Source organism: Aquincola tertiaricarbonis (genome assembly GCF_000969605.1).
GTDB lineage: Bacteria > Pseudomonadota > Gammaproteobacteria > Burkholderiales > Burkholderiaceae_C > Aquincola > Aquincola tertiaricarbonis.
In genome coordinates this window covers 247,735-268,280 of sequence record NZ_JZUE01000005.1, presented here as the reverse complement: position 1 = coordinate 268,280, position 20,546 = coordinate 247,735, and the positions used below count along the sequence as shown (strand labels likewise).

The window sequence follows — 20,546 nt, the reverse complement described above, 5'->3', positions numbered from 1 at the left end:
CATCCATGCCTTTGATGCTGTGTCGGTGAAGTCGGACATCTGTCCGCTTGCAGGGCGACGCCATCGGCACGCCGGCTCTATCCGGCGACCTATCGACCGTGTGCACATTCAGATGTGGCGCCTCCGTCATGCAGAAAGCCTGTGGCTCGAGATGGTCTGGAAGGCGAGCATTCGGCTGGCTAATCTCAACGCAACAATTCATGAAAGCAAGGCGGGCGTCATGTACATCTACCAGCAAGTAGAACTTTTGCAGAAGATCACTCAGGTCATGAGCCAGTCCGCAGAATTTGATTATGAGGAGATGACGTGCGAATTCGATTACTACATTGAAGACGGTGACTGGTCCGTGGGTTCAACATTTTCTTTTGTTCGTGGTGGTCGTTTGTGCCAATCGGTGCTGGAAGATCCAGCGAGAGATGTATCCCGACTCGTGCGCCGGCTGCACGATTTGATGCTGGACCACACAGGTGGTAACTGGAAGACTTTCGAGATTGTTGTGGATCGAAGCGGGAAAGCGAAGACCCATTTTGGCTACTAGGCCATCAAGCGCCAGCGATCCGAGTGCATTGCAATTGACACAATTCGACAGCAGAAGATAGCCGCTCCTGGTCGCCTCTGAATTGGATCGTGCAATTGTTCCAGATTGCCATTGCTTGACGTCAGGTGGAGCATGCGCACTCCGCATCGGTTGCATATCATTTCAATCGATCAAACGCCACCCGCGATCGAGTGATCGATCGACAGGGCGTGCAATTCGCGAGTGTTGGTGCGACCTGCGTCGCACGTCCTGCCGCCCACGCAGCACGCCCATGGCCGCACGTCAGGCCGCTTTCGGTGCGTCGTCCTTGTGCGCATGGTCCGGCGCTGCATTCGCCTGAGCCGTACGCGGCTGTCCTCCGAAGTTAATCACCCGCTGGTCGCCGTCGTTGCCCATGTCCGTTGGCATATCCCCGGCTGCAGCCATCGTCCACGCCGCCTTGGTCACTGAACTCCACACGAAAGGGGGTCGCAGATGTCATGGAACAACGCGCAGCCATCGGAGCGTTCCGCGTCGGCAGCGTCCGCCAGCGCAAGGGCGCGGACAACCCCGGGCTGGTGGGTCGTCCTGTTGGTGGTGGGTTGGCCGGCCATGGGCCTGTGTGCGCAGGACGTGGGTGCCAGCGTCGACGAAGGCTTGCGCCGCCAGGCGGAGCGCGACCGGGCCCAGCAGGCGTCGCAGGTGCCGAAGGCCGATGTGCTCAGGCCCGCTGGCAGCAGCCTGTCGCCACCGGACCTGCCCGTCGAGCAACCCTGCTTCCCCATCACGAACTTCAAACTCGACGGCCCGGATTCCGACCGCCTGCGCTGGCTGCTGGCGGCCACCGAGCGCTATCGGGGCCTGTGCATCGGTGCGGCCGGCCTGGGCTTGATCGCCGGCCACCTGGATGCGCTGTTGATCGAGCAGGGTTACGTGACGAGCCGCGTCTCGTTGGGGCCGCAGACGCTGCAGCATGGCGAGGTCCGGTTCACGCTGCATGCCGGGCGCATCGCCGAGATCCGGTTCGTGGATGCGGACAGCCCCGAGGGCGGCCCCGACATGCGTTGGGGGAGCTGGCGCAACGCATTTCCCACCGGCCACGGCCGCCTGCTCGACAGCCGCGACCTGGAGCAGGGTGTCGAGCAGATGAAGCGGCTGCCCAGCCAGACGGTGACCACCACGCTGGCGCCGGGTGAGCAGCCCGATACCAGCGTGGTCACCATCCTGCGGCGCGTCGGGCCCTGGCGTGATCGGCTGCGGGGCGGGCTGACGCTGGACAACGCCGGTGGGCGGCCCATGGGGCGTACCCAGCTCTCCGTCAATACGGCGCTCGACAATCCGACGGGCTTGAACGACGTGCTCAGCCTCGGCTTCAACAGCAATGCCGAATCCCCCGGGCCGAGCCGCCGCAGCATGGGCAGCAGCATCAGCTACAGCCTGCCGTGGGGCTACAACACCTTCAGCCTGAGCCTGTCGCGCAGCCGCTTCGCGCAGCGCATCCGGCTCACGTCTGCCGCGCCACTGTCGCGTGGTGAATCGCGGTCCGCGGAACTGCGCTGGCAGCACACGGTGTGGCGCACGGCGGCCAGCAAGACGGGGCTACATGCAGCGCTGTCGAGCCGCCGTGCGCACAGCCATCTGGACGACGTCGAATTGGTCACCGCCCAGCGTCGCACCACGGCCCTGGAAACCGGTTTGAGCTGGCAGTTGCTATTCGGCCAAACCGGTCGCGTCGAGCTGGAACTTGGCTACCGGCGCGGCATGCCCTGGCTGCGGGCCCAACCCGACCTGATCCACTTGGCACGCGACGCTGACGGGCTGCCGATACCCACGCTGCGCCCGCGCATCTGGCTGCTGAACGCCAGCGCGGCGCTGCCGGAGCTACAGGCCGGCGGCGCGGCCGACTCGCCCCGCCGGTGGCAGCTGCACACCAGCATGAAGGCGCAGTTCAACCGCGACTACAGCACCAGCATCGACCAGTTCGCCATCGGCAACCGGGCCAGCGTGCGGGGCTTCGATGGGGATGCGGTGCTGATGGCTGAGAGCGGCTGGGTGTGGCGCAACGAACTGACGACCCCGGTGCAGGCTTGGGGCCGTGACTTCCAGGCTGTCGCCGCCCTGGACATGGGGCGCGTCTGGGGCCCCAGCGATGCCAGCCTGCCGGGGCACCGACTGACGGGCGCGGCCCTCGGCGTGCGCGCGCGGCTGAGCCAATGGCAGTTCGACTTCACGTTGGCAAAGCCGCTCAAGCGCCCCGAGGGCTTCAAGACGGCGCGCACCAGCGCTTACGCCAGCGCGACTTACGCCTTCTGAGTCAGGCAGTTCCATCCGCGCGCGGCGCCAGTGCCCGCGCATCCCTACGCCGCTGCATTGCCGGGCGGACCTGTCCACGCCCAAGGGGGTGTCATGAACAGCCAGCTGCACCGCGTCGTCTTTAACCGTACCCGTGGCAACTACATGGTCGTGCAGGAAACGGCGGCCAGCGCGTCGGGTCGCACCGGCCAGACGCGCCGCCGGCGCGCTGTGCAACCGCCCGCCCTGACCAACGCGCTGCGCGCCGTGACTTGCGCGGCGGCTCTGTTCGTCGGGTCGATCGGCTCCCTGCACGACGCCCAGGCCCAGACGCTGCCGCTCACCCCACACGCAGGCGCGCCCGCAGGTCAGCGGCCCCTGATGGACGCGGCGGCCAATGGCGTGCCCATCGTGCACATCGCGCCGCCCAGCGCGGCAGGTGTCAGCCGCAACCTCTACACCGACTTCAATGTCGAGCGCCGCGGCCTGATCTTCAACAACTCGGCCGGCAGTACCCAGACGCAGCTTGGCGGCTGGGTGGCCGGCAATCCGCAGCTGGGTTACGTGCCCGCGAAGGTCATCGTCAACGAAGTCCTGGGCACACAGCGCAGCCAGTTGCTGGGGGCCATCGAGGTGGCGGGGCGCAAGGCCGATCTGGTGATCGCAAACCCCAACGGCCTGGTCGTCGACGGGCTGGCTTTCATCAACACCGACCGGGCCGTGCTCGGCACGGGGGTGCCGCAGTACGGGGCGCAAGGAGCCCTGCAGGGCATCAAGATCCGCACCGGCCTGATCGAGGTCGGCGCCCAGGGCCTGGATGCCACGTCGCTGGAACAGCTGGACCTTCTTGCGCGCGGCTTAGCCATCGGCGGCGAGGTGTGGGCGCGCCGGCTGCACGTGGTCGCCGGGGGCAACGACGTCGGTTATGCGAGGCTGGGCCAGGCACCCGAGGTCACGCCGAGCAGCGCGGCCGACGGCAGCGCCGCGCCGATGTTCGCGGTCGACGTCAAGCAGCTCGGGGCCATGTTCGCAGGGCAGGTGTACCTGCTGGCCACCGAGCGCGGGCTGGGTGTCAATTCCACCGGCCGGCTGGCCGCCTTGCAGGGCAACCTGACGCTGTCGGTCGATGGCCAGCTGAGCCTGGCGGACAGCCACGGCGCGCTCGGCGTGAACCTGGCGAGCACGGGCGACATGGTGCTCGGCGGCAGCGTGTCGACGGCCATGCAGGTGGATGGCAGTCGGCCCGGCGACATCGTGCTGAACAGCGGCGGTGTGCTGCGCCAGGCGGGCAAGCTGGACGCGGCGGGCACCCTCAGCCTGGAGGCCGCCGAACTGCACCATACGGGATCCACCGTCCAGCGGGACCCTATGGGTTCCTTGAGCCTGACCGTTGCCGGTGCGGCCCACACCAGCGGGGTGCTGCACAGCACGGGCTCGCTGAACATGGTTGCTGGTCATCTGCACGATACGTCGGGGCGGTGGCAGGCGCAGCGCAGTTTGCGGATCGAAGCCGGCGAGCTCCAGCTCGATGGCAGTGAGATCACTTCGGCTGCCGATGCCCGGCTGGTGGCTCGCGACGGTGAGCTTCATTCAAAGACAGTTCAGGTCGTGGCGCAGGGGCCGCTGAACGTCGTTGCCGCCGGACGTTGGACCAACATGGCCGGCGCATGGCAAGCCCGTGCGGGCATCACAGCCCGAGCCGCTGACATACGCAATGCAGGCGGCACGGTGGTCACGAGCGGACTGCTTGACCTGGCCGCAACAGGGCAACTTGACAACAGCGAGGGTCAGCTTCTGGGGGCTGCCGGGGTGAGCATCCGGGCCGGCCTGCTGCGCAATGAAGGCACCGCCGGTCGGCCAGCAGAAGTCTCTAGCGACGCCGACGTGCGCCTATCGCTGGATGGCGCGATGAGCAACCGCGATGGTCTGGTGTCAGCCAAGCGCTCGATCGACGTGGTGTTGACCGATGGCCTGCTCGACAACAGCGGCGGGGCACTCCTGTCCGACGGCACGCTGTCCCTGCAGGCGGCGTCGGTCGTCAACCGCAGTGGGCAGATCGTGTCGACGCTGACGCCTGCTGCAGCAGCAGCGGCCGGCATTGCGACAGGGGTGACGTTGCAGGCAGGCAGCTTGGACAACAGCCAGGGCCTCGTCTCGTCCGCATCGGACGTGACGGTGCTGGCGCGGCAAGGCTTGATCAACACACAAGGTCTCGTCGTGGGTGACGGTGCCGTCAGCGTGGATGCGGCCGCGGGGCGGCTGGACAACGCCGGGGGCACGATTGCCGCCGGGAGGGCCCTGCGGCTCAACGCTGACGAGTTGCTGAATCGGCGTGACGCTGCAGGACGAAGTGCGATGCTGTCGGCGGGAACGGATCTTCTGGCCACGGCTGGGCGGATCGAAAACGACGGTTCGGGCATGACCGCGCAGCACTCGCTGCAGTTGCAAGGCAGCTCACAAGGCCTGTCGAATCTGGATGGCACGCTCGCGGCAGGTGGTGCGCTGAGCTTGCTTGCGACGCAGATCGACAACCAGCGCGGCAACATCCTCAGCAACCAGGCGGTCAGCCTCACCGCCGCTGGCCTGGGCAACCAGGCGGGCCGGATCAGCGCACCGCAGGTGCGGATTGCACTGGGCCAAGGTCTCCTCGACAACGAACAGGGCAGTCTCATCGCGGGTGGGGACCTGACGCCAGCCGAGCCGCGCAGCCTCTGGCTGACGCAGGGCCGAGTGAACAACCGTGGCGGCGTCATCACCACCGGCGGGGCGCTCAGCCTCGACACACAAGGTCGCGAGTTCGACAACGCTGGTGGCCTCGTGCGAGCAGCGGGCATGCTAGATGTGGTTGTCGGAACCCTGATCAACAGCGGCGGGCTGATCGACGGCCGTAGCGATGTCCGCGTCAACGCCATTCGATTGCAAGGAGCGGGCGGCAGGGTTCAAGCGGGTGCCGATGGGGATGTGACTGTTCAGGGCGATCTGTTGCTCGACGGCGGATCCCTCCAGGCGGGCCGCGATCTGCGGGTGGAGGGCGCCAGCCTGCGTCAATCCAAGTCAGGGCTCATCGTGGCTGGCCGCGAAGTTAGGGTGAGTGCCCGGCAACTGGTTAACCACGGTGCAGACATCATCGGCGGCGGCAGCGTCACGCTGGCAGGCTTGGAGGGCCCCAGTGCCGTGGCGTTGGTGCTGGACAACCGAGAAGGCAGGGTCTTCGCGCGGGAGTCGTTGAGGATCGATGCCGCATCGCTGGTCAACGACTTTGGGCGCATTGAAGCCGGCACAACCCTGCGCCTGGATAGCGGCTCGCTCAGCAACCTAGGCGGCACGATCACGGCCGCGGGGCCGACCGATGTGGTCTCGCGCGGGGTGGTCTCCAATGCGGGGGGCGAAATCTCCAGCGCCAGCACGCTCAGGCTCGACACGGGCGGCGCAGCATTGGACAACCGCGCTGGTCGGCTGATCGCCGACCAAGCTCTGCAGTTGGCCGCCGGCATGGTGGACAACACGCAGGGTGCCATTGCCAGCACCGAGGGCGCATTGCACTTGCGCGCTACCCGGATGTCCAACACTGCAGGCGTGGTGAGCGCTGGTCAGGCGCTCGACCTCGGCCTTGCCCAAGCGCTCGACAACCGGGGCGGCATGATCGGTGCGGGCGGTGATCTGCGCGTGGATGCGGGTGCCGGTGGCGTCGACAACACCAGCGGGCGACTTCAGGCAGGGGTGGGGCGTGAGGAGGCCACGGGCTCGCTGGTGCTCGATACCCGCGGACTGCTGCTGAACGTTGACACCGGCCGCATTGTGGCTGGTCGCGATGCCCGCATCCAGGCCGCCAGCATACGCAACAGCGGCGTGGTGAGCTCGAGTGGCCGAACCCACCTTATGACCGGCGACCTTGCCAACAGCGGTCTGTTTCAGGCCGTCGGCTCGCTGACGTTGGCCCTGTCGGGCGCGCTGGACAACCAGGGCTTGCTGCAAAGCGGCGACGCTCTAGGCATCAGTGCATCAGCGCTACGCAACCACCGGCCACCGTCTGCTGCGCCGGCAGGCAGTGCGACGTTCGCTCAGGGCCTGATCGCGTCGAACGGGGCAATGGAGCTGGGCATTCGTGGCGAGCTCCTGAACGAGGGAGCAGAAGTCGCGGCCCAGGCGGCGCTGACCCTGCGGGCCGATGCCGTGCGAAACGAGGCCGGCAGCATTGGCGCCAATGGGCCGCTGCTTGTCAGTACGGTGCACGCGATCGTCAATACCCATCGTGCCGACCTGCAGAGCCTGGCTGACGTGCGAATCGAGGCGGGACGTGTCGAGAACATCGGCGCGAGCCGCATGCTTGCAGGAGGTGCCCTGCAGTTGCAGGCCTCAGGCGAATGGGTCAACGACCAGAGCACGCTGGCGTCGGTGGGGGCTTTGTCAGCCCGTGGCAGCGCCATCAGCAATCGCACAGGCGAAATCGTCGGGCAGGGTGGGGTCGATCTCCGTTCGGCACGCCTGGACAATGCTGCAGGCCGCATTGCTGCCGGCCGCTCGGGTGACGTACCGCAGCTTGCCGATCTGCGCATCGACACCGCTGGCCAGGCGCTGGTCAACGACGGCGGTACCTTGCGCGCTACGGGCAACGTGCGGTTGCTGGCCGGTCCGCTGATCAACCGCGGTGGTCATGTGCTGGCCGGGCGTGCACTGGAAATCGATGCCTCAGGTACTGACAACGACGTCGGCGTGCTGGTAGCCGGCGGCGCAGCCATGCTGCGCAGCGGCGCTTTGCGCAATGAAGGCGGCGAAATTCATGCCGAGCGTCTGCTGATCGACACGCTCGGCCCGGCGCCTGCGCAGTCCGGGGCAGGCGTTCTGGACAACACCCGAGGCCGCATCGTCGGCAGCGGCGCGCTGAGCCTGTCCGCTGGCGAGCTGATCAACGTCCAAGGCCTGGTCACGAGCCATGGCCGCACGGTGCTGCGCACCGGCGTCTTTACCAACGACGACGGTGCACTCGCCGCTCAGGCGCTTGACCTTCATGCGAGCGGGCAGCTCGTCAATGCAGGCGGGCTCATTCAAAGCGGCAGCGATCTCACGCTGCGCGCAGAAGGTTTGAGCAACCGGCGCAGCACCAAGCGGAAGAGCTCGGAGGCCGGCAAGACGCCGGGCTTGATCAAGGCGACGGGTGATGCCGACATCGTGGTCAGCCAGACTGCGACCAATCACGGTGGGCAGATCCTGGCAGGCGGCACGCTGCACTTGCAGGCAGAACGCCTGAGCAACGATGCTGGCGTGTTGCAGGCCGAAGGCGCGACGGATGCTCGGCTCATCCTGGCGGTGCGCGATGCCGTCAGCAACCAAGCAGGCGGGCTGATTCAGGCGCAGCATGGGCTGCAGCTGCAGACCGGGATCGTCAGCAACGCTGGCGGATCAGTGGCCAGCCCGGGCACCGCAACGCTGGTGGTGGGCAGCTGGTTCAACGGCGACGGTGCATTGCAGGCGGCCGATGTCAGCCTCGGCGCCAGCGGCGTCGTCGCCAATGCCGGCGGCAGCATCGGCGCCAGCCGCGACCTGACGCTGACGGCGCAATCGTTGTACAGCACTGCCTCCGATCTGGGCGTGCAATCTCAAGTGCTGGCTGGGCGCGACCTTACCTTGACGGTGGCAGACCAGATGACCACCGTGCAGACACTCGTGCGCGGCGAACGGACTGTGAAGATCGAAGCCGGCGGGCTGGTCAACGACCAGGGCCAGATCGAGAGCATGGGCAGCCTGAACGTCGCGGTGCAGGGCACCCTCAGCAATCGCGAGGGAATCATCCGCACCGAGGTGCCCCAGTCATCCGCAGCATCGCTCTCCGGTGCGCCGTCGAGCACGTTGGCAATGCGTGCCGGCAAGGTCGACAACGCAGGCGGGCTGCTCGATGCGGCGACCGACTTGGACATGCACACGGGGCAGCTCGTCAATACGGGTGGGCGCATGCAGGCCCGCGGGGCTTCGTTCGTGCTGGATGCGGGGCACACCTCGAACGTGGGCGGCGCCATGGTCAGCGCTGGCCACCTGCGCGCCACGACATTGAGCTTCGACAACAGCGGCGGCAGCCTCAGTGCGTCGCAGGCGCTCCACCTCGACACGCAGGCGCACACCTTGACGAACCGAGCAACGGCGGGTGGTTCAGCGACCATCGTGGCCGGTGGCGACGCGTTGCTGTCAGTCGCCACGTTGGACAACCTGCAGGATGCCGGCGCGCAGGCGACGGTCGCGGCGCAGGCGCTGAGTCTGCGCGCAATTGCCCTCAACAACACCGGCTCGATTTTGGCGGGCCGCATCGGCCGCGACGGTACGCTGGACCTGCAGACGGCAGGCACGCTCGATAACGACGGCGGCTTGTTGTCCGCCTTCGGCCAGCTCAACGTCAGTGCAGGCGAGCTGCTCAATCGCGGCGGGGCATTGCTCGCGGCCACTGGCAACGGCGGCTCCCGGCCTTCGCTGGTGCTGAGCGCGGCACGTGTGGACAACGGTGCAGGCGGCCGCATCTCGGCGCTGCATGGCAACGCCTCGATCGTGACCGGCACGGGCGACTACCTCAACCGTGCAGGCCTCACGTCGGCGGCCGGTGATCTTGATTTGCTCGTCGGTCTGCTGGACAACACTGCCTCTGCGACCCTGCAGGCCGGCGGTGTGCTGCATGCCACGACGATGGCACTGCACAACGGCGAGGGCGGCTGGATCCACGGCAACGACGTCACGCTTGACACCCGCGGTTGGACGCTTCGCAACGCGTCCGGAGCATTGGGCTCCGCGGGCGGCCTCACGATGCTTGCAGGCGGGCTGGACAACCGCGGTGGCTCGGTTGCAGCGCTCGGGCAGCTCGCGCTGACGATCGGCGGCACCGTCGACAACACCCGCGGAATGCTGTCCGGCGCGCAGGGCCTGCGGATCGATGCCGCCGCGCAGCAGGTGCTCAACACCGGCGGCACCGTCAAGAGTGCAGCGGGCTCGGTGGCCGTGGCGGCCGCGCGCATCGACAACGACGCTGGCGCGCTGGTGGCCGCACACGACATGACGCTGGCTGCGACGCAGTCGATCAGCAACCGGGCGACCGTGCTGGACGGCAGCAGTGTTGCAGGCCGCATTGCAGGCCGTGACCTTGAAGTCGCCAGCCCCTTGCTGGACAACCACGGTGGCAGGATGGCCGCCGACCGCGATGCAGTGCTGCACACGCAGGCCACCGACAACACCGGCGGCGACATCTCCGCCCGCCGCAACCTGAGCCTGTCGGCTCCCACGCTGATCAACACAGGCGGCACGGTCACCGCCGATGGCCTGCTGGCGCTGAGCACGGCCAGCGGCAACCCGGGGGGCACGATCAGCGGCACCAGCTTGTCCGTCGATCTCGACGGCGACTACAGCAATGGGGGCACGCTCAGCGCGCGCCAGGATCTCACGCTTCGTGCGCACCACATCGTCAACACGGGTGTCTTGAACGCCGCAGGCACCTTGCGTGCGCAAAGCACCGCCGCCATCACCAACACCGGTGAGATCAGTGGCGGTAACGTGGTCCTCGATGCCGGCGCTCACCTGAGCAACGTCGGGCTGATCAGCAGCGCAGCACCGGGTGGCCATACGCGGCTGTCCTCTCCAGTGATCGCCAATACCGGGCGGATCTATGGCGACTTCATCGCACTGCAGGCCGGCAGCGTGAGCAACAGCGCAGCGGGCACCATGGCGGCGCGGCAGCGGCTGGACATCGGCGCGGGCAACATTAGCAACAGTGGTGTCGACGCGCTGCTCTACAGCCTGGGCGGCCTGTCCATCGGTGGCCTGCTGGATACGAGTGCTTGGCAGGCGACGGCTCGGGCGCAGAGCCTGAACAACACCGCGGGGCGCATCGAAGCGGCAGGCGACATGACGCTGCGGTCCGACGCGATCTTGAATGCCAACAGCGGCGTCAGCACCGTCATGGGGGCGGTGACGGCAGGACCGGCCAGCGCTTATCTCGTGCCCGATGGCAGCACCCGGCGCTATGACCTGGCGCAGTGTTCCGGCGTCGAAAACCGCTCCATGTATGCAACCTGCATCGTGCGGCCGGAGCTGTACGGCAGGCGTCAGAACATGCTGCCGATCTTCAGCCGGTCGAGCAACTGCGACTACAGCGAAGCCGGCGGCAACTGCGTCGATGTCATCACATGGAACTACACGTGGGATTCCGACGCCTACCAGCGCTTCGGCATCGCGCGGATGGATCGGCCGCGGCCAGCAGAGCCCGGTGCGGGCTGCACGGTGTCGCAGGAGACGGAAAGCGCTGGCATGTCCGTCGCCGACGTGCAGTCGCCCGAGTGCAACCACTGGCGAGCCCTGACACAGGCGTGGGATGCGGAATACCACGTCAAACGCGACCAGCTTGGCGCAGCCCTTAACGAATACAACGCGGAAGTCGACTACGAGAACGAAGTCGACTCGGTCGGGGACTACACCGTCTTCAGAGTGACGTCGTCGGTCCAGCGCGAGCAGATTGTGAACAGCGAGCCGGGGCGCATCCTGTCGGGCGGCAGCATGACGATCGACGGCGTCGATATCACCAACCGTGACAGCCGGATCGTCGCCGGCGGCGATCTGATGGTGAACGGCTTGGCCGACGACGACGGGATTCGCGCAGCCGTGCGCAACCTGGCGACCCAGGGCCAGCAGATCACCACGTATGCCGGCACGTCGCAGCATTCGAATCTGACGGAGGGTGGATTCGGTTCCGGCCGCCGCCGCCGCCTGGACCCGGAGCAGCCGTTCAATCCGGCACCCACCGTCATCACGGTGGATGTCGAAACCAGCGTCGTGGTGCGGCATGCTGCCGCCTTGCAGGGCGGCGCCACCACCGCCATCGGTAGCGGATACGGTGGCGCTGCGGCCTCGGGCGCAGGCAGCGTGGTCGGCCAGCCCGTTGACCCACGGGCTGTGTCAGGTGCGCTGCCTGCAGGCGTCGAGCGACCGGGCGCGGCGCCGGTCGGCGCTGGAGCGTCCAGGATCGGGACGACGCACGTGCCGGCATGGTCATCGATCGAGTCGCTGAGCAATGACGGCGCAGACGAAGCACAGGAACGTCCGTCCCCGCCGGCAGAGGGCGCGGCACAGATGGCGCAGTCGCAGCCCGCCCCTTTGTTGCAGCAGCAGCAGGCCTGGACTGTCAGCCGCGTGGATCGCCGGGCCGGCAGCGTGTCGGAACGCGCGCCCGGTATTCGGCAAGGCATGCCGCCGGGCGCCTCGGCCGCCGCCGTGCGGGCGGAGGGCGCTGCACAGGTGCCCGTGGCCCTGCGGTACGAGGTGCGCGACGCTTCGGCCAGGCCGCAGGCTGTGGTGCTGACGCTGGCGCCGCGCCTGAGCGCGCCAGCTGGCAGCCTGTTCGTGCTGAACACAAGACCTGCCGCGAGCTACCTGGTCGAGACGGATCCGGCCTTCACGAACTACCGCAGCTTCCTTTCCAGTGAGCACTTCCAGCGGCAGTTGGCGCTCGATCCGCAGCGCCAGCACAAGCGTTACGGGGACGGCTTCAGCGAGCAGCAGCTGGTCAACGACCAGATCCTCGCGTTGACCGGGCGACGCTTCCTCGCCGGCTATGGCGATACCGAGTCGGAATATCTATCGCTGATGAATGCCGGGGCCGCCTTCGGCCATCGGTATCAACTGACCCCCGGCATTGCGCTGACCGGCGAACAGATGGCGCTGCTGAGCACCGACATCGTGTGGCTGGTGGAGCAGGACGTGCGGCTGCCCGACGGGAGCACGCAGCGCGTGTTGGTGCCCCAGGTCTATCTTCGCCGGTCTTTGTCCGGCGACCTGCTGCCCACCGGGACGCTGATGGCGGGCGGCAGCGTGAGCGTCGTCACGCCGGGAAGCTTGACCAACAGCGGCACGCTGTCCGGTGACTGGATCGAAGCCTCTTCCGGCAACGACCTGGAAAATAGCGGCCGCATCCAGGCGACGCAGAGCGTGCTGCTGAGCGCCGAGCGCGACCTGGTGAACACCTCCGGCAGCGTGGCCGCGCTCGCCGGGAGCGTTGACCTCTCGGCGGGCCGGGATGTCGTACTGCAGACGCGCACGGTGCAGACGCACCAGAGCGCCGCCAACCGCCGCGGCGTGGTGCAGAGCGAACGCATGGCGGCGGACCGCATCGCGACGATCCAGGCCGGCCAGGATCTGCTGGTGTCTGCTGGCCGGGACCTCACCGTGACGGGTGCTTCACTGCGGAGCGCCGAAGGTGACCTGCAGGCGCTGGCGGGCCGCAGCATCACGGTCAGCGCCGTGCAAGGCGAGTACCGGCTTGAAAGCCATGTGACCCAGGGGCGCAGCGTTCGTGGCCGCACCGGCTTCGTGGAAGAAGCCCACACCACGCAGGTCGCCAGCGAACTCGACGCTGCTGGCAACCTGGTGCTCTTGGCCGGACGCAATTCCGCGCAAGCCGCAGGCTCGGGCGGACGCCTGCACCTGAGTGGCAGCACGCTGGCCGCCCAGGGCGACATCCGATTGCAGGGCGACCAGGTCAGCATCGCTGCGGCCACGGCGTCGGAGAGCACGGACATCCAGGCGGTGGGGCGTCGCGCCTTCAACCGTGCCAGTAGCCGCAGCGAGTCGGTGGTCGGCGGCAGCGTGTCGGCCCAGGGCAGCCTGCTGGTGCGCGCGACCGGGCCGGCCGATCAGGGAGAGGGGGACGTGCATTTGGTCGGCGCCCACCTCAGCGCCCAGCAAGGCGCCACGGTGATCGAAGCAGACAGGGATGTCCGCGTCGAATCCATGTCGACCGCCCAGAACAGCTTCACGGAGGGCTACCGCAAGTCGAGTTCGCTGCTCAGCAGCACGACCCGCACGCGCACCAGCCGCGAAGAGACGACCCACGTCGAGGGCAGCGTGATCGAGGGGCAGTCGGTGCTGGTGCGCGCCGGGCAGGACGTCGTCGTCCAGGGCAGCCAGGTGGTGGCGGATCAAGGCTTGAGGATCGACGCAGGCCGCGACCTGAAGGTGATTGCCGCGCAGGAGCACAGCGAAGGCCAAGCCGCCAGCAGCCGCACCAAGAGCGGCATCTTCGGCACGGGTGGCGGCCTGACGGCGGGCAAGCAGCAGCTGCAGCAGGCGTCCCGCTCCGACGCGACCATCCCGGTAGGCAGCCAGATTGGCAGCTTGTCCGGCAACGTCGCGCTCGTCGCAGGTGGCGCGTACTTGCAGACCGGGAGTGACGTCGTCAGCCCGGCAGGCGACATTGACATCCAGGCTGAGCAGGTCCTGATCCAGGAAGCGCGGGAGACGACGGCTCAGAGCGCCGTGTCCAGGTCCAGGCAAAGCGGCGTCAGCTTTACGATCAGCAGCCCGGTGCTCAGCGCCTTGCAGGCCGCGCAAGGCCAACTCCAAGCCGCCAGCAACACCCGCAGCAGCCGCCTTCAGGCCCTTGCAGGCGCCAACGCTGCACTGCAGGTCAACGCGGCGCTCGATGCACTGGCTGCAGGGCAGGGCGACGCACAGGGCCGGGTGCCTACTGACCAGACGAGCGCGGACGGCTCGGCGGTACGGGTCGATGGCAACGCAGCAGACAAGGTCGGCGGCCTCAGCGTCAGCCTCAGCGTGGGCGGCACCAGCAGCCGCAGCCAGCAGCACAGCCAGGCCGATACGAGCCGGGGCAGCACGGTCGTGGCCGGCGGCGACGTGCGCATCCGGGCCACTGGCGGCGGCGCGGCCAGCGACGCAGTGGTCCAGGGCAGCGATGTCGTGGCCGGGGGCCGGGTGGCGATCAGTGCCGACGACGCCGTGCGGCTGCTGGCTTCGCAGAACACCAGCACCGAGCGCAGCAGCAACAGCAGCAAGAGCGGCAGCATCGGCCTGGGGATGAGCCTGGGCAACGCAGGCAGTGGCAGCAGCGTAGGCATCACGGTAAGCGCCAGCACCGGCAAGGGCGAGGGCGCGGGCAACAGCACTACCTTCGACAACAGCCGCGTCGTTGGCGCTTCGGTGCACATCGAATCGGGTGGTAACACCGAGCTCATGGGCGCGGTGGTGCGGGGCGATCAGGTGTCGGCGCAGGTGGGCGGCGACCTGGTCATCGAGAGCCTGCAGGACCAGGCGCGCTACCGGGAGCGCAGCCGCAGCGCAGGTGGCAGCGTCACCTTCGGCCCAGCGCCCGGGGGCAGCGTACAGATCGGCGCCACCCGCATCCGCAGCGACTTCCTCAGCGTCGGCGAACAGAGTGCCTTGCGTGCGGGGGACGGCGGCTTCCAGGTGGAGGTGGCGGGCCAGGTCGATCTCACAGGGGCGCAGATCACCAGCACGCAGGCGGCCATCGACGCGGGCAAGAACCGCTATGAAGCCCAAGGCGGCACCACCACCACCGACCTGCAGAACAGTGCGAGCTACAGCGCGAAGAGCGTGAGCGTCGGCATGGGGGCGGGCGGCGGCTCATCCGGCGGCCGGCCCGGCGCGGGCTTGGGTGCCGTTGGCATCGGCACCGATGCCGACTCGGCCCGCTCCGAAAGCAAGGCCGCCATTTCCGGGGTAGCAGGCGATGTCGACGCGCGCACCGGCGATCGCGAAGTAGGGCTGGCGCAGCTCTTCAACAAGGAGAAAGTCAAGGCCGAGGTCGCGGCGCAAGTGGCGATCACGGCGGAGTTCGGCCGGCAGGCGATCAAGGTGGTGGGGAAGTTTGCCGACGACAAGCTGGCCGAGGCCAACCGCAAGGACGTGCAGTCGCTGGACGAGGCGCTCGCCAGCGGGCTGACTGCACTGGTCAGCACTGCTGCGGGCGCGGCGGTGGGTGGTGGGGCCGGCGGCGCAGCGGCATTCAACGAGGTGGTCAACAACTACCTGAGCAAGCCCGATGCCGTCCGCAACCCACAAGTGCGCCAGCGAATCGTCAATGCAGGCAAAGACTGCCGGGGCGTAGCCAGCTGCGAAAGCATGGTGGCGGGCATGGAAGCCCAGGTCGCGCTGTTGAGCGACGACAGGATCGCGGCCATGTGCGGCGCTGACGTGCAGTGCGTGGCGGACCGCAAGGATGAACGCAGCTTGTATGCGCAAGTGCGCGATGAAGCAGCCAGCAAGCTCACACCAGAGGCGGCGGCAACCGCCTATCTGATTCGCCAGGCTGATTCGCCCTTCAGCAAGCAGGACTTGGCTGCAGCGGTGACTCGCCTGCAGTCGAACGAGTCCGACCCCGGCAAGCCTGTTGACCAATACGTCCGCGACACGTTGCTGGCGGACCCGGCGATGTTCGCTGCTGTTATGGGTGTGGGGCTGTTGGACTCTGATTCGGGTGGGGGCGGCAAAGGGGGTGGGCGGCTTGGGCAAACAGGCTCTCGAGCAGGCGGGGCCAAGGTGCATGGCTCTGCCACCCCAGAAGCACAGCGGACTATTATTGAGCTCGACGCGTCGGGTGTGACGCGAGGCGATGCTGCATACAAAATACTAAATGACCCACCCCCGAACTCAATCGTTAGACTAAGCAACGGGATCGAGTTTAGGACAAACGAAGGCGGTTTGGTCGATGAGCTTAGCTACATTCCTTCCCTGTCAAGGGGAGTACGTGATGCGCGGCAGACTGCAGTCGGAAAGGAGGGGCTTCCGACTGATGTCGGGGGTCATATTCAGGCTTGCCAGTTTGGTGGGACGTGTGATCGGTTTAATATTTTTCCTCAGGATGGGAATTTTAACAATTCTGCTTTCAAGCGCTGGGAGAACGAGATTAAGGCGGCGTTGGTTAACGGGGACGAGGTCGGCCGAGTGATCGTAAGATTCAATAGAATTGATGCTTTTTCACCTCGCCCGGACAGTGTCAGGATTGACTATGAAATCAATGGCATAATAATGAGGAAGTTTTTTAGGAATGAGGCGGGACAATGAGTGTAGAACAGCAGGTTCTAGTTCTGAATCAGATTCTTGAGATGATGCACCGGTCTGCAGGGAGCAAATACGATACGATGCGCTGCGAGTTCAAATACGAGACTTACGACGGGGGGTGGTCGGTCGATCTGAAGTACTCTCTAGTGCGGAATGGCGTATTTGTCAGTAAGTTCCTGGACGATCCTGAAGATAGGGTTCCACAATTGGTACATGAATTGCACGAATTAATGGAGGCTCACACCGGCGGTCGCTGGCATGGATTTGTTCTCGCTTTGGATGAGAATGGAAGGGCAAACAGTAGCTTTGATTATTAGGCTATTCGTCGCAGTTGTCTCTCACGTTATTTTTCCGGCAGAGCGAAACGGGATACAGCTGTTTTGACTGTTGATAGGTATCTTGGTGTATCAATGAGCCGCCAAGAACACTCGGCGCGGTATTGAACATTTGGTCAGTTGGATGCAAACCGACGACCCACTACGCTTTCGAGCGTTGAATTCAGTTGCGGTAAGCGGCATAGGCTCGCGCTCTGGCCCTTGATGGCGTTTCCAGGGACTGCGTGATTCCTGCCATGAGTTCTGGCTTTCAAGACGATGACCTCGGGGGCATGAACCAGTTTGCCTACTTGTTGGTCAAGTGCGGATCACGCTCGACCGTGGCAGGAAGACCATCGTCACCACGCATGAGTTTGCGCGCCTGCAGATGCACCGTGCGCTGACGCAGCAATGGCCAGCGCTTGCTGAGGACTGCGAGCGTGCCCTGGCGCAGCCGGATCTGTTCAAGCGTCATTTGCGCCCCCGGCTGGTGATCTTCGAGTTCTTGCTGGCGCTGGCCCGCGGTGACGAGGCCACGATGCGCAGCAAGCTGCTCGACCGCTACAGCCCGCGGCAGCGGGCCCGCAGCTTCCAGTTCGAGTCAGGCTTGACCAACCATTTCATCGTGGCGTACGCGACCCTGTACGCAAAGATGGCCTGGCGCGCGGGCTACGAACTCGACCTCGACACGCCGTGGATCCCGCGGGACTGGCTCCCGGTGCGGCCACTGCCGCATGACGACGAGCCTTGGCCCTTCATGAAGGACTTCGACATCTGGCAGCCCTTCAAGGGCGAGTACGCCGCCTGGTCGCCCCGGGGGCCCGCTCCCTAGAACCTGATCGCGGGCACCGGCACGCCGGTGTCCGTGGCCGCGGGCGCAGGCGCCGCGGGCACCGGCGCTGGTGTGGCCGGGGGTGTCGCGGGTTCACCCGCCGTCGTCCCGCTCGACCCCGGCCGCGCCACTGCCACCGGCCCCACCGGCGGTGCCTGGTAGTTCGGCGGCAGCCTGCTGTCGCGCGGGTAGCCGGCCACGTCCAGGTACTCGCCCCAGGTGTCCGGCGCGAAGCCGCGCAGCATCTGCGTGCCGATGCTGACGGCCGGTGCCTCGGGCGCGCCCACCACGCGCTGCCAGGCTTCGCGGTCGGCGTCGGTGCTGGCCAGGCGTTCGCGGAAGGGGATGCCGCGCTGGCGCAGGTACTCCCGGCCGCGGTCGCAGGGTACGCAGTCGGTGGCGGTGAACAGCGTCACCGGAAATCTTGTGGCCACGCCGCGCAGGGCCACCGGCAGGGTGGCGATGCTGTCGTCGATGGGGGCGCCGGCCACGCCGTTGCCGCCCACCGGCGACACGCGGCCGGTGCTGTTGGTGATCGGCCGGTCGGTGTAGGTGATGCGGCCGTCGGGCTCGACGATCTTGTAGAGCGTGGGCTGCGCGCCCGCGCTGCCGGCCAGCAGGGCAGCGCTGGCCAGCAGGCAGGGCAGGGCGCGAGGACGTGCGGCAGGGCGGGGGCTCATGCGGCGCAATCTACCGCATGCAGCCCGGGGCTCACACCATGCCCTGATGGCGCATCAGCGCGTCGATCGACGGCTCACGGCCGCGGAAGGCCTTGAAGTTGTCCATCGCCGGGCGGCTGCCGCCGACTTCCAGCACCTCGCGGCGCAGGCGGCGCCCCGTCTCGACGTCCAGCGGGCCGGTTTCCTCGAAGGCGCCCCAGGCGTCGGCCGACAGCACCTCGGCCCACTTGTAGCTGTAGTAGCCCGCCGCATAACCGCCTGCGAAGATGTGCGAGAAGGTGTGCTGCGAGCGGTTGAAGGGCGTGGCCTCCAGGACCGCCACCTCGCGCCGCACTTCATCCAGCACCTGCTGCACCTGGGTGGCTGCGCCGGGCTCGTGGTGCAGGCGCATGTCGAACAGCGCGAACTCGATCTGCCGCAGCGTGGCCATGCCGCTCTGGAAGTTCTTGGCCGCGATCATCTTGTCGAACAGCGCGCGCGGCAGCGGCTCGCCGGTGTCCACGTGGGCGGTCAGGCGCTGCAGCACCTCCCATTCCCAGGTGAAGTTCTCCATGAACTGGCTGGGCAGCTCCACCGCGTCCCATTCCACGCCCGACAGGCCCGACACGCCGATGTCGGCCACCTGCGTGAGCATCAGGTGCAGGCCGTGGCCGAACTCGTGGAACAGGGTGATGACGTCGTCGTGCGTGAGCAGCGCGGGCCGGCCCGGCTGCGGCGACGGGAAGTTGCACACCAGGTGCGCCACCGGCGTCTGCAGCGTGCCCTCGGGCCGCGCCCAGCGCACGCGCACGTCGTCCATCCAGGCGCCGCCCTGCTTGCCCTGGCGGGCATAGGGGTCGAGGTAGAACTGCGCCAGCAGCGTGCCCTCGCGCTCCACGCGGAAAAAGCGCACATGCTCGTGCCACACCGGCGCGGTGTCGGGGCGGATCTGCACCTCGAACACGGTCTCGATGATGCGGAACAGGCCGTCCAGCACCTTGGGTTCGGTGAAGTACTGCTTCACCTCGTTGTCGCTGAAGGCGTAGCGCGCCTGCTTCAGCCGCTCGCTGGCGAAGGCGGTGTCCCAGGGCTTGAGGTCGGTCAGGCCCAGCTCGTCGGCCGCGAACCGGCGCAGTTCGGCCAGGTCGCGCTCGGCATAGGGGCGGGCGCGGGCGGCCAGGTCGGCCAGGAAGCCGCGCACCTGGTCCGGCGATTCGGCCATCTTGGGCACGAGGGACACGTCGGCATAGCTGCCGTAGCCCAGCAGCTGCGCTTCCTCTTGGCGCAGCTGCAGCAGCTCGGTCATCACCGCGCTGTTGTCGCGCTCGGGCGGGCCCAGTTCGCTGGCGCGGGTGACGTAGGCGGTGTAGATCTTCTCGCGCAGCGAACGGTCGCTGGCGTACTGCATCACCGGGTAGTAGCTCGGGAACTGCAGCGTGATCTTGTAGCCTTCCTTCTCGTCGGCCGCGGCGGCGTTGCGTGCGGCCTCGCGCACGTCTTCCGGCACGCCGGCCATCTCGGCGTCGCTGGCGTAGTAGCTGAAGGCGTCGGTGGCATCCAGCACATGCTCGCGGTACTGCTGGCTCAGCTCCGACAGCCGCTCCTGGATCTTGGCGAAGCGGGCCTTGGCCTCGCCCTGCAGCTCGGCGCCCGACAGCACGAAGTCGCGCATCGCATTGGCCAGCGCCTTGCGGCGTGGCGCGCTCAGCTGCGCGGCCTCGGGCGCGTTGGCGATGGCCTTGTACTTGGCGTAGAGCCGCTCGTCGGCGCCCAGCCGGGTGTAGAACTCGCTGATCTTGGGCAGGTTCTCGGTGTAGGCCGCGCGCAGAGCGGGCGTGTCCATCACATGGCTCAGGTGGCTGACGGCGCCCCAGCTGGTGCCCAGGCGCTCGGTGGCCACGTCCAGCACCGCGGACATCGCCTCGTAGGTGGCAGGCACCTCGTCGCTCACCGCGCGTTCCAGCGCGGCGGAGGCATCGGCCAGCAGCTGGTCCACGGCCGGGCCCACATGCTCGGGCTGGATGGCGTCGAAGGCGGGCAGGCCGCCGGTCTTGAGCAGGGGATTGGTCGAGAGGTCGGTCATGCGAGTT

General features: G+C 67.1%; 8 protein-coding genes. 5 read left to right on the top strand and 3 right to left on the bottom strand.

Features of this window, described 5'->3' with window-relative positions:
* Nucleotides 1-25: 25 nt before the first annotated feature.
* The 4 genes from VO99_RS30185 to VO99_RS30175 all read left to right on the top strand — a co-directional run bounded on the left by VO99_RS30185 (nucleotide 26) and on the right by VO99_RS30175 (nucleotide 16,968).
* The gene (locus VO99_RS30185; RefSeq protein WP_198156896.1) at nucleotides 26-538 is read left to right on the top strand and encodes a hypothetical protein; all 513 of its coding nucleotides are present in this window, start codon (nucleotides 26-28) and stop codon (nucleotides 536-538) included.
* 474 nt (nucleotides 539-1,012) lie between these two features.
* Nucleotides 1,013-2,830 (top strand): ShlB/FhaC/HecB family hemolysin secretion/activation protein, encoded by a 1,818-nt coding sequence (locus VO99_RS08410; protein WP_083440449.1) that lies wholly within the window; start codon nucleotides 1,013-1,015, stop codon nucleotides 2,828-2,830.
* Nucleotides 2,831-2,923: 93 nt separating this feature from the next.
* A complete protein-coding gene (locus VO99_RS30180) occupies nucleotides 2,924-16,654 on the top strand; it encodes a hemagglutinin repeat-containing protein (protein ID WP_046112363.1) in 13,731 nt (4,576 codons plus the stop codon).
* The gene (locus VO99_RS30175; protein ID WP_157039494.1) at nucleotides 16,651-16,968 is read left to right on the top strand and encodes a hypothetical protein; all 318 of its coding nucleotides are present in this window, start codon (nucleotides 16,651-16,653) and stop codon (nucleotides 16,966-16,968) included. Before VO99_RS30180 ends, VO99_RS30175 begins: the two co-directional genes overlap by 4 nt.
* Nucleotides 16,969-17,272: 304 nt before the next feature.
* On the opposite strand, the gene VO99_RS31225 is transcribed toward VO99_RS30175, so the two are convergent.
* The gene (locus VO99_RS31225) at nucleotides 17,273-17,440 is read right to left on the bottom strand and encodes a hypothetical protein (protein WP_232315305.1); all 168 of its coding nucleotides are present in this window, start codon (nucleotides 17,438-17,440) and stop codon (nucleotides 17,273-17,275) included.
* A gap of 15 nt (nucleotides 17,441-17,455) precedes the next feature.
* Between VO99_RS31225 and VO99_RS08400 the strand changes: the two genes are divergently transcribed.
* Nucleotides 17,456-17,797 (top strand): hypothetical protein, encoded by a 342-nt coding sequence (locus tag VO99_RS08400; RefSeq protein WP_375136384.1) that lies wholly within the window; start codon nucleotides 17,456-17,458, stop codon nucleotides 17,795-17,797.
* On the opposite strand, the gene VO99_RS08395 is transcribed toward VO99_RS08400, so the two are convergent.
* Complete coding sequence (locus VO99_RS08395; RefSeq protein WP_046112362.1) at nucleotides 17,794-18,477, bottom strand: glutaredoxin family protein; 684 nt, start codon at nucleotides 18,475-18,477, stop codon at nucleotides 17,794-17,796. The genes VO99_RS08400 and VO99_RS08395 overlap by 4 nt on opposite strands.
* A gap of 31 nt (nucleotides 18,478-18,508) precedes the next feature.
* The gene (locus tag VO99_RS08390) at nucleotides 18,509-20,539 is read right to left on the bottom strand and encodes a M3 family metallopeptidase (RefSeq protein WP_046112361.1); all 2,031 of its coding nucleotides are present in this window, start codon (nucleotides 20,537-20,539) and stop codon (nucleotides 18,509-18,511) included.
* Nucleotides 20,540-20,546: the final 7 nt, after the last annotated feature.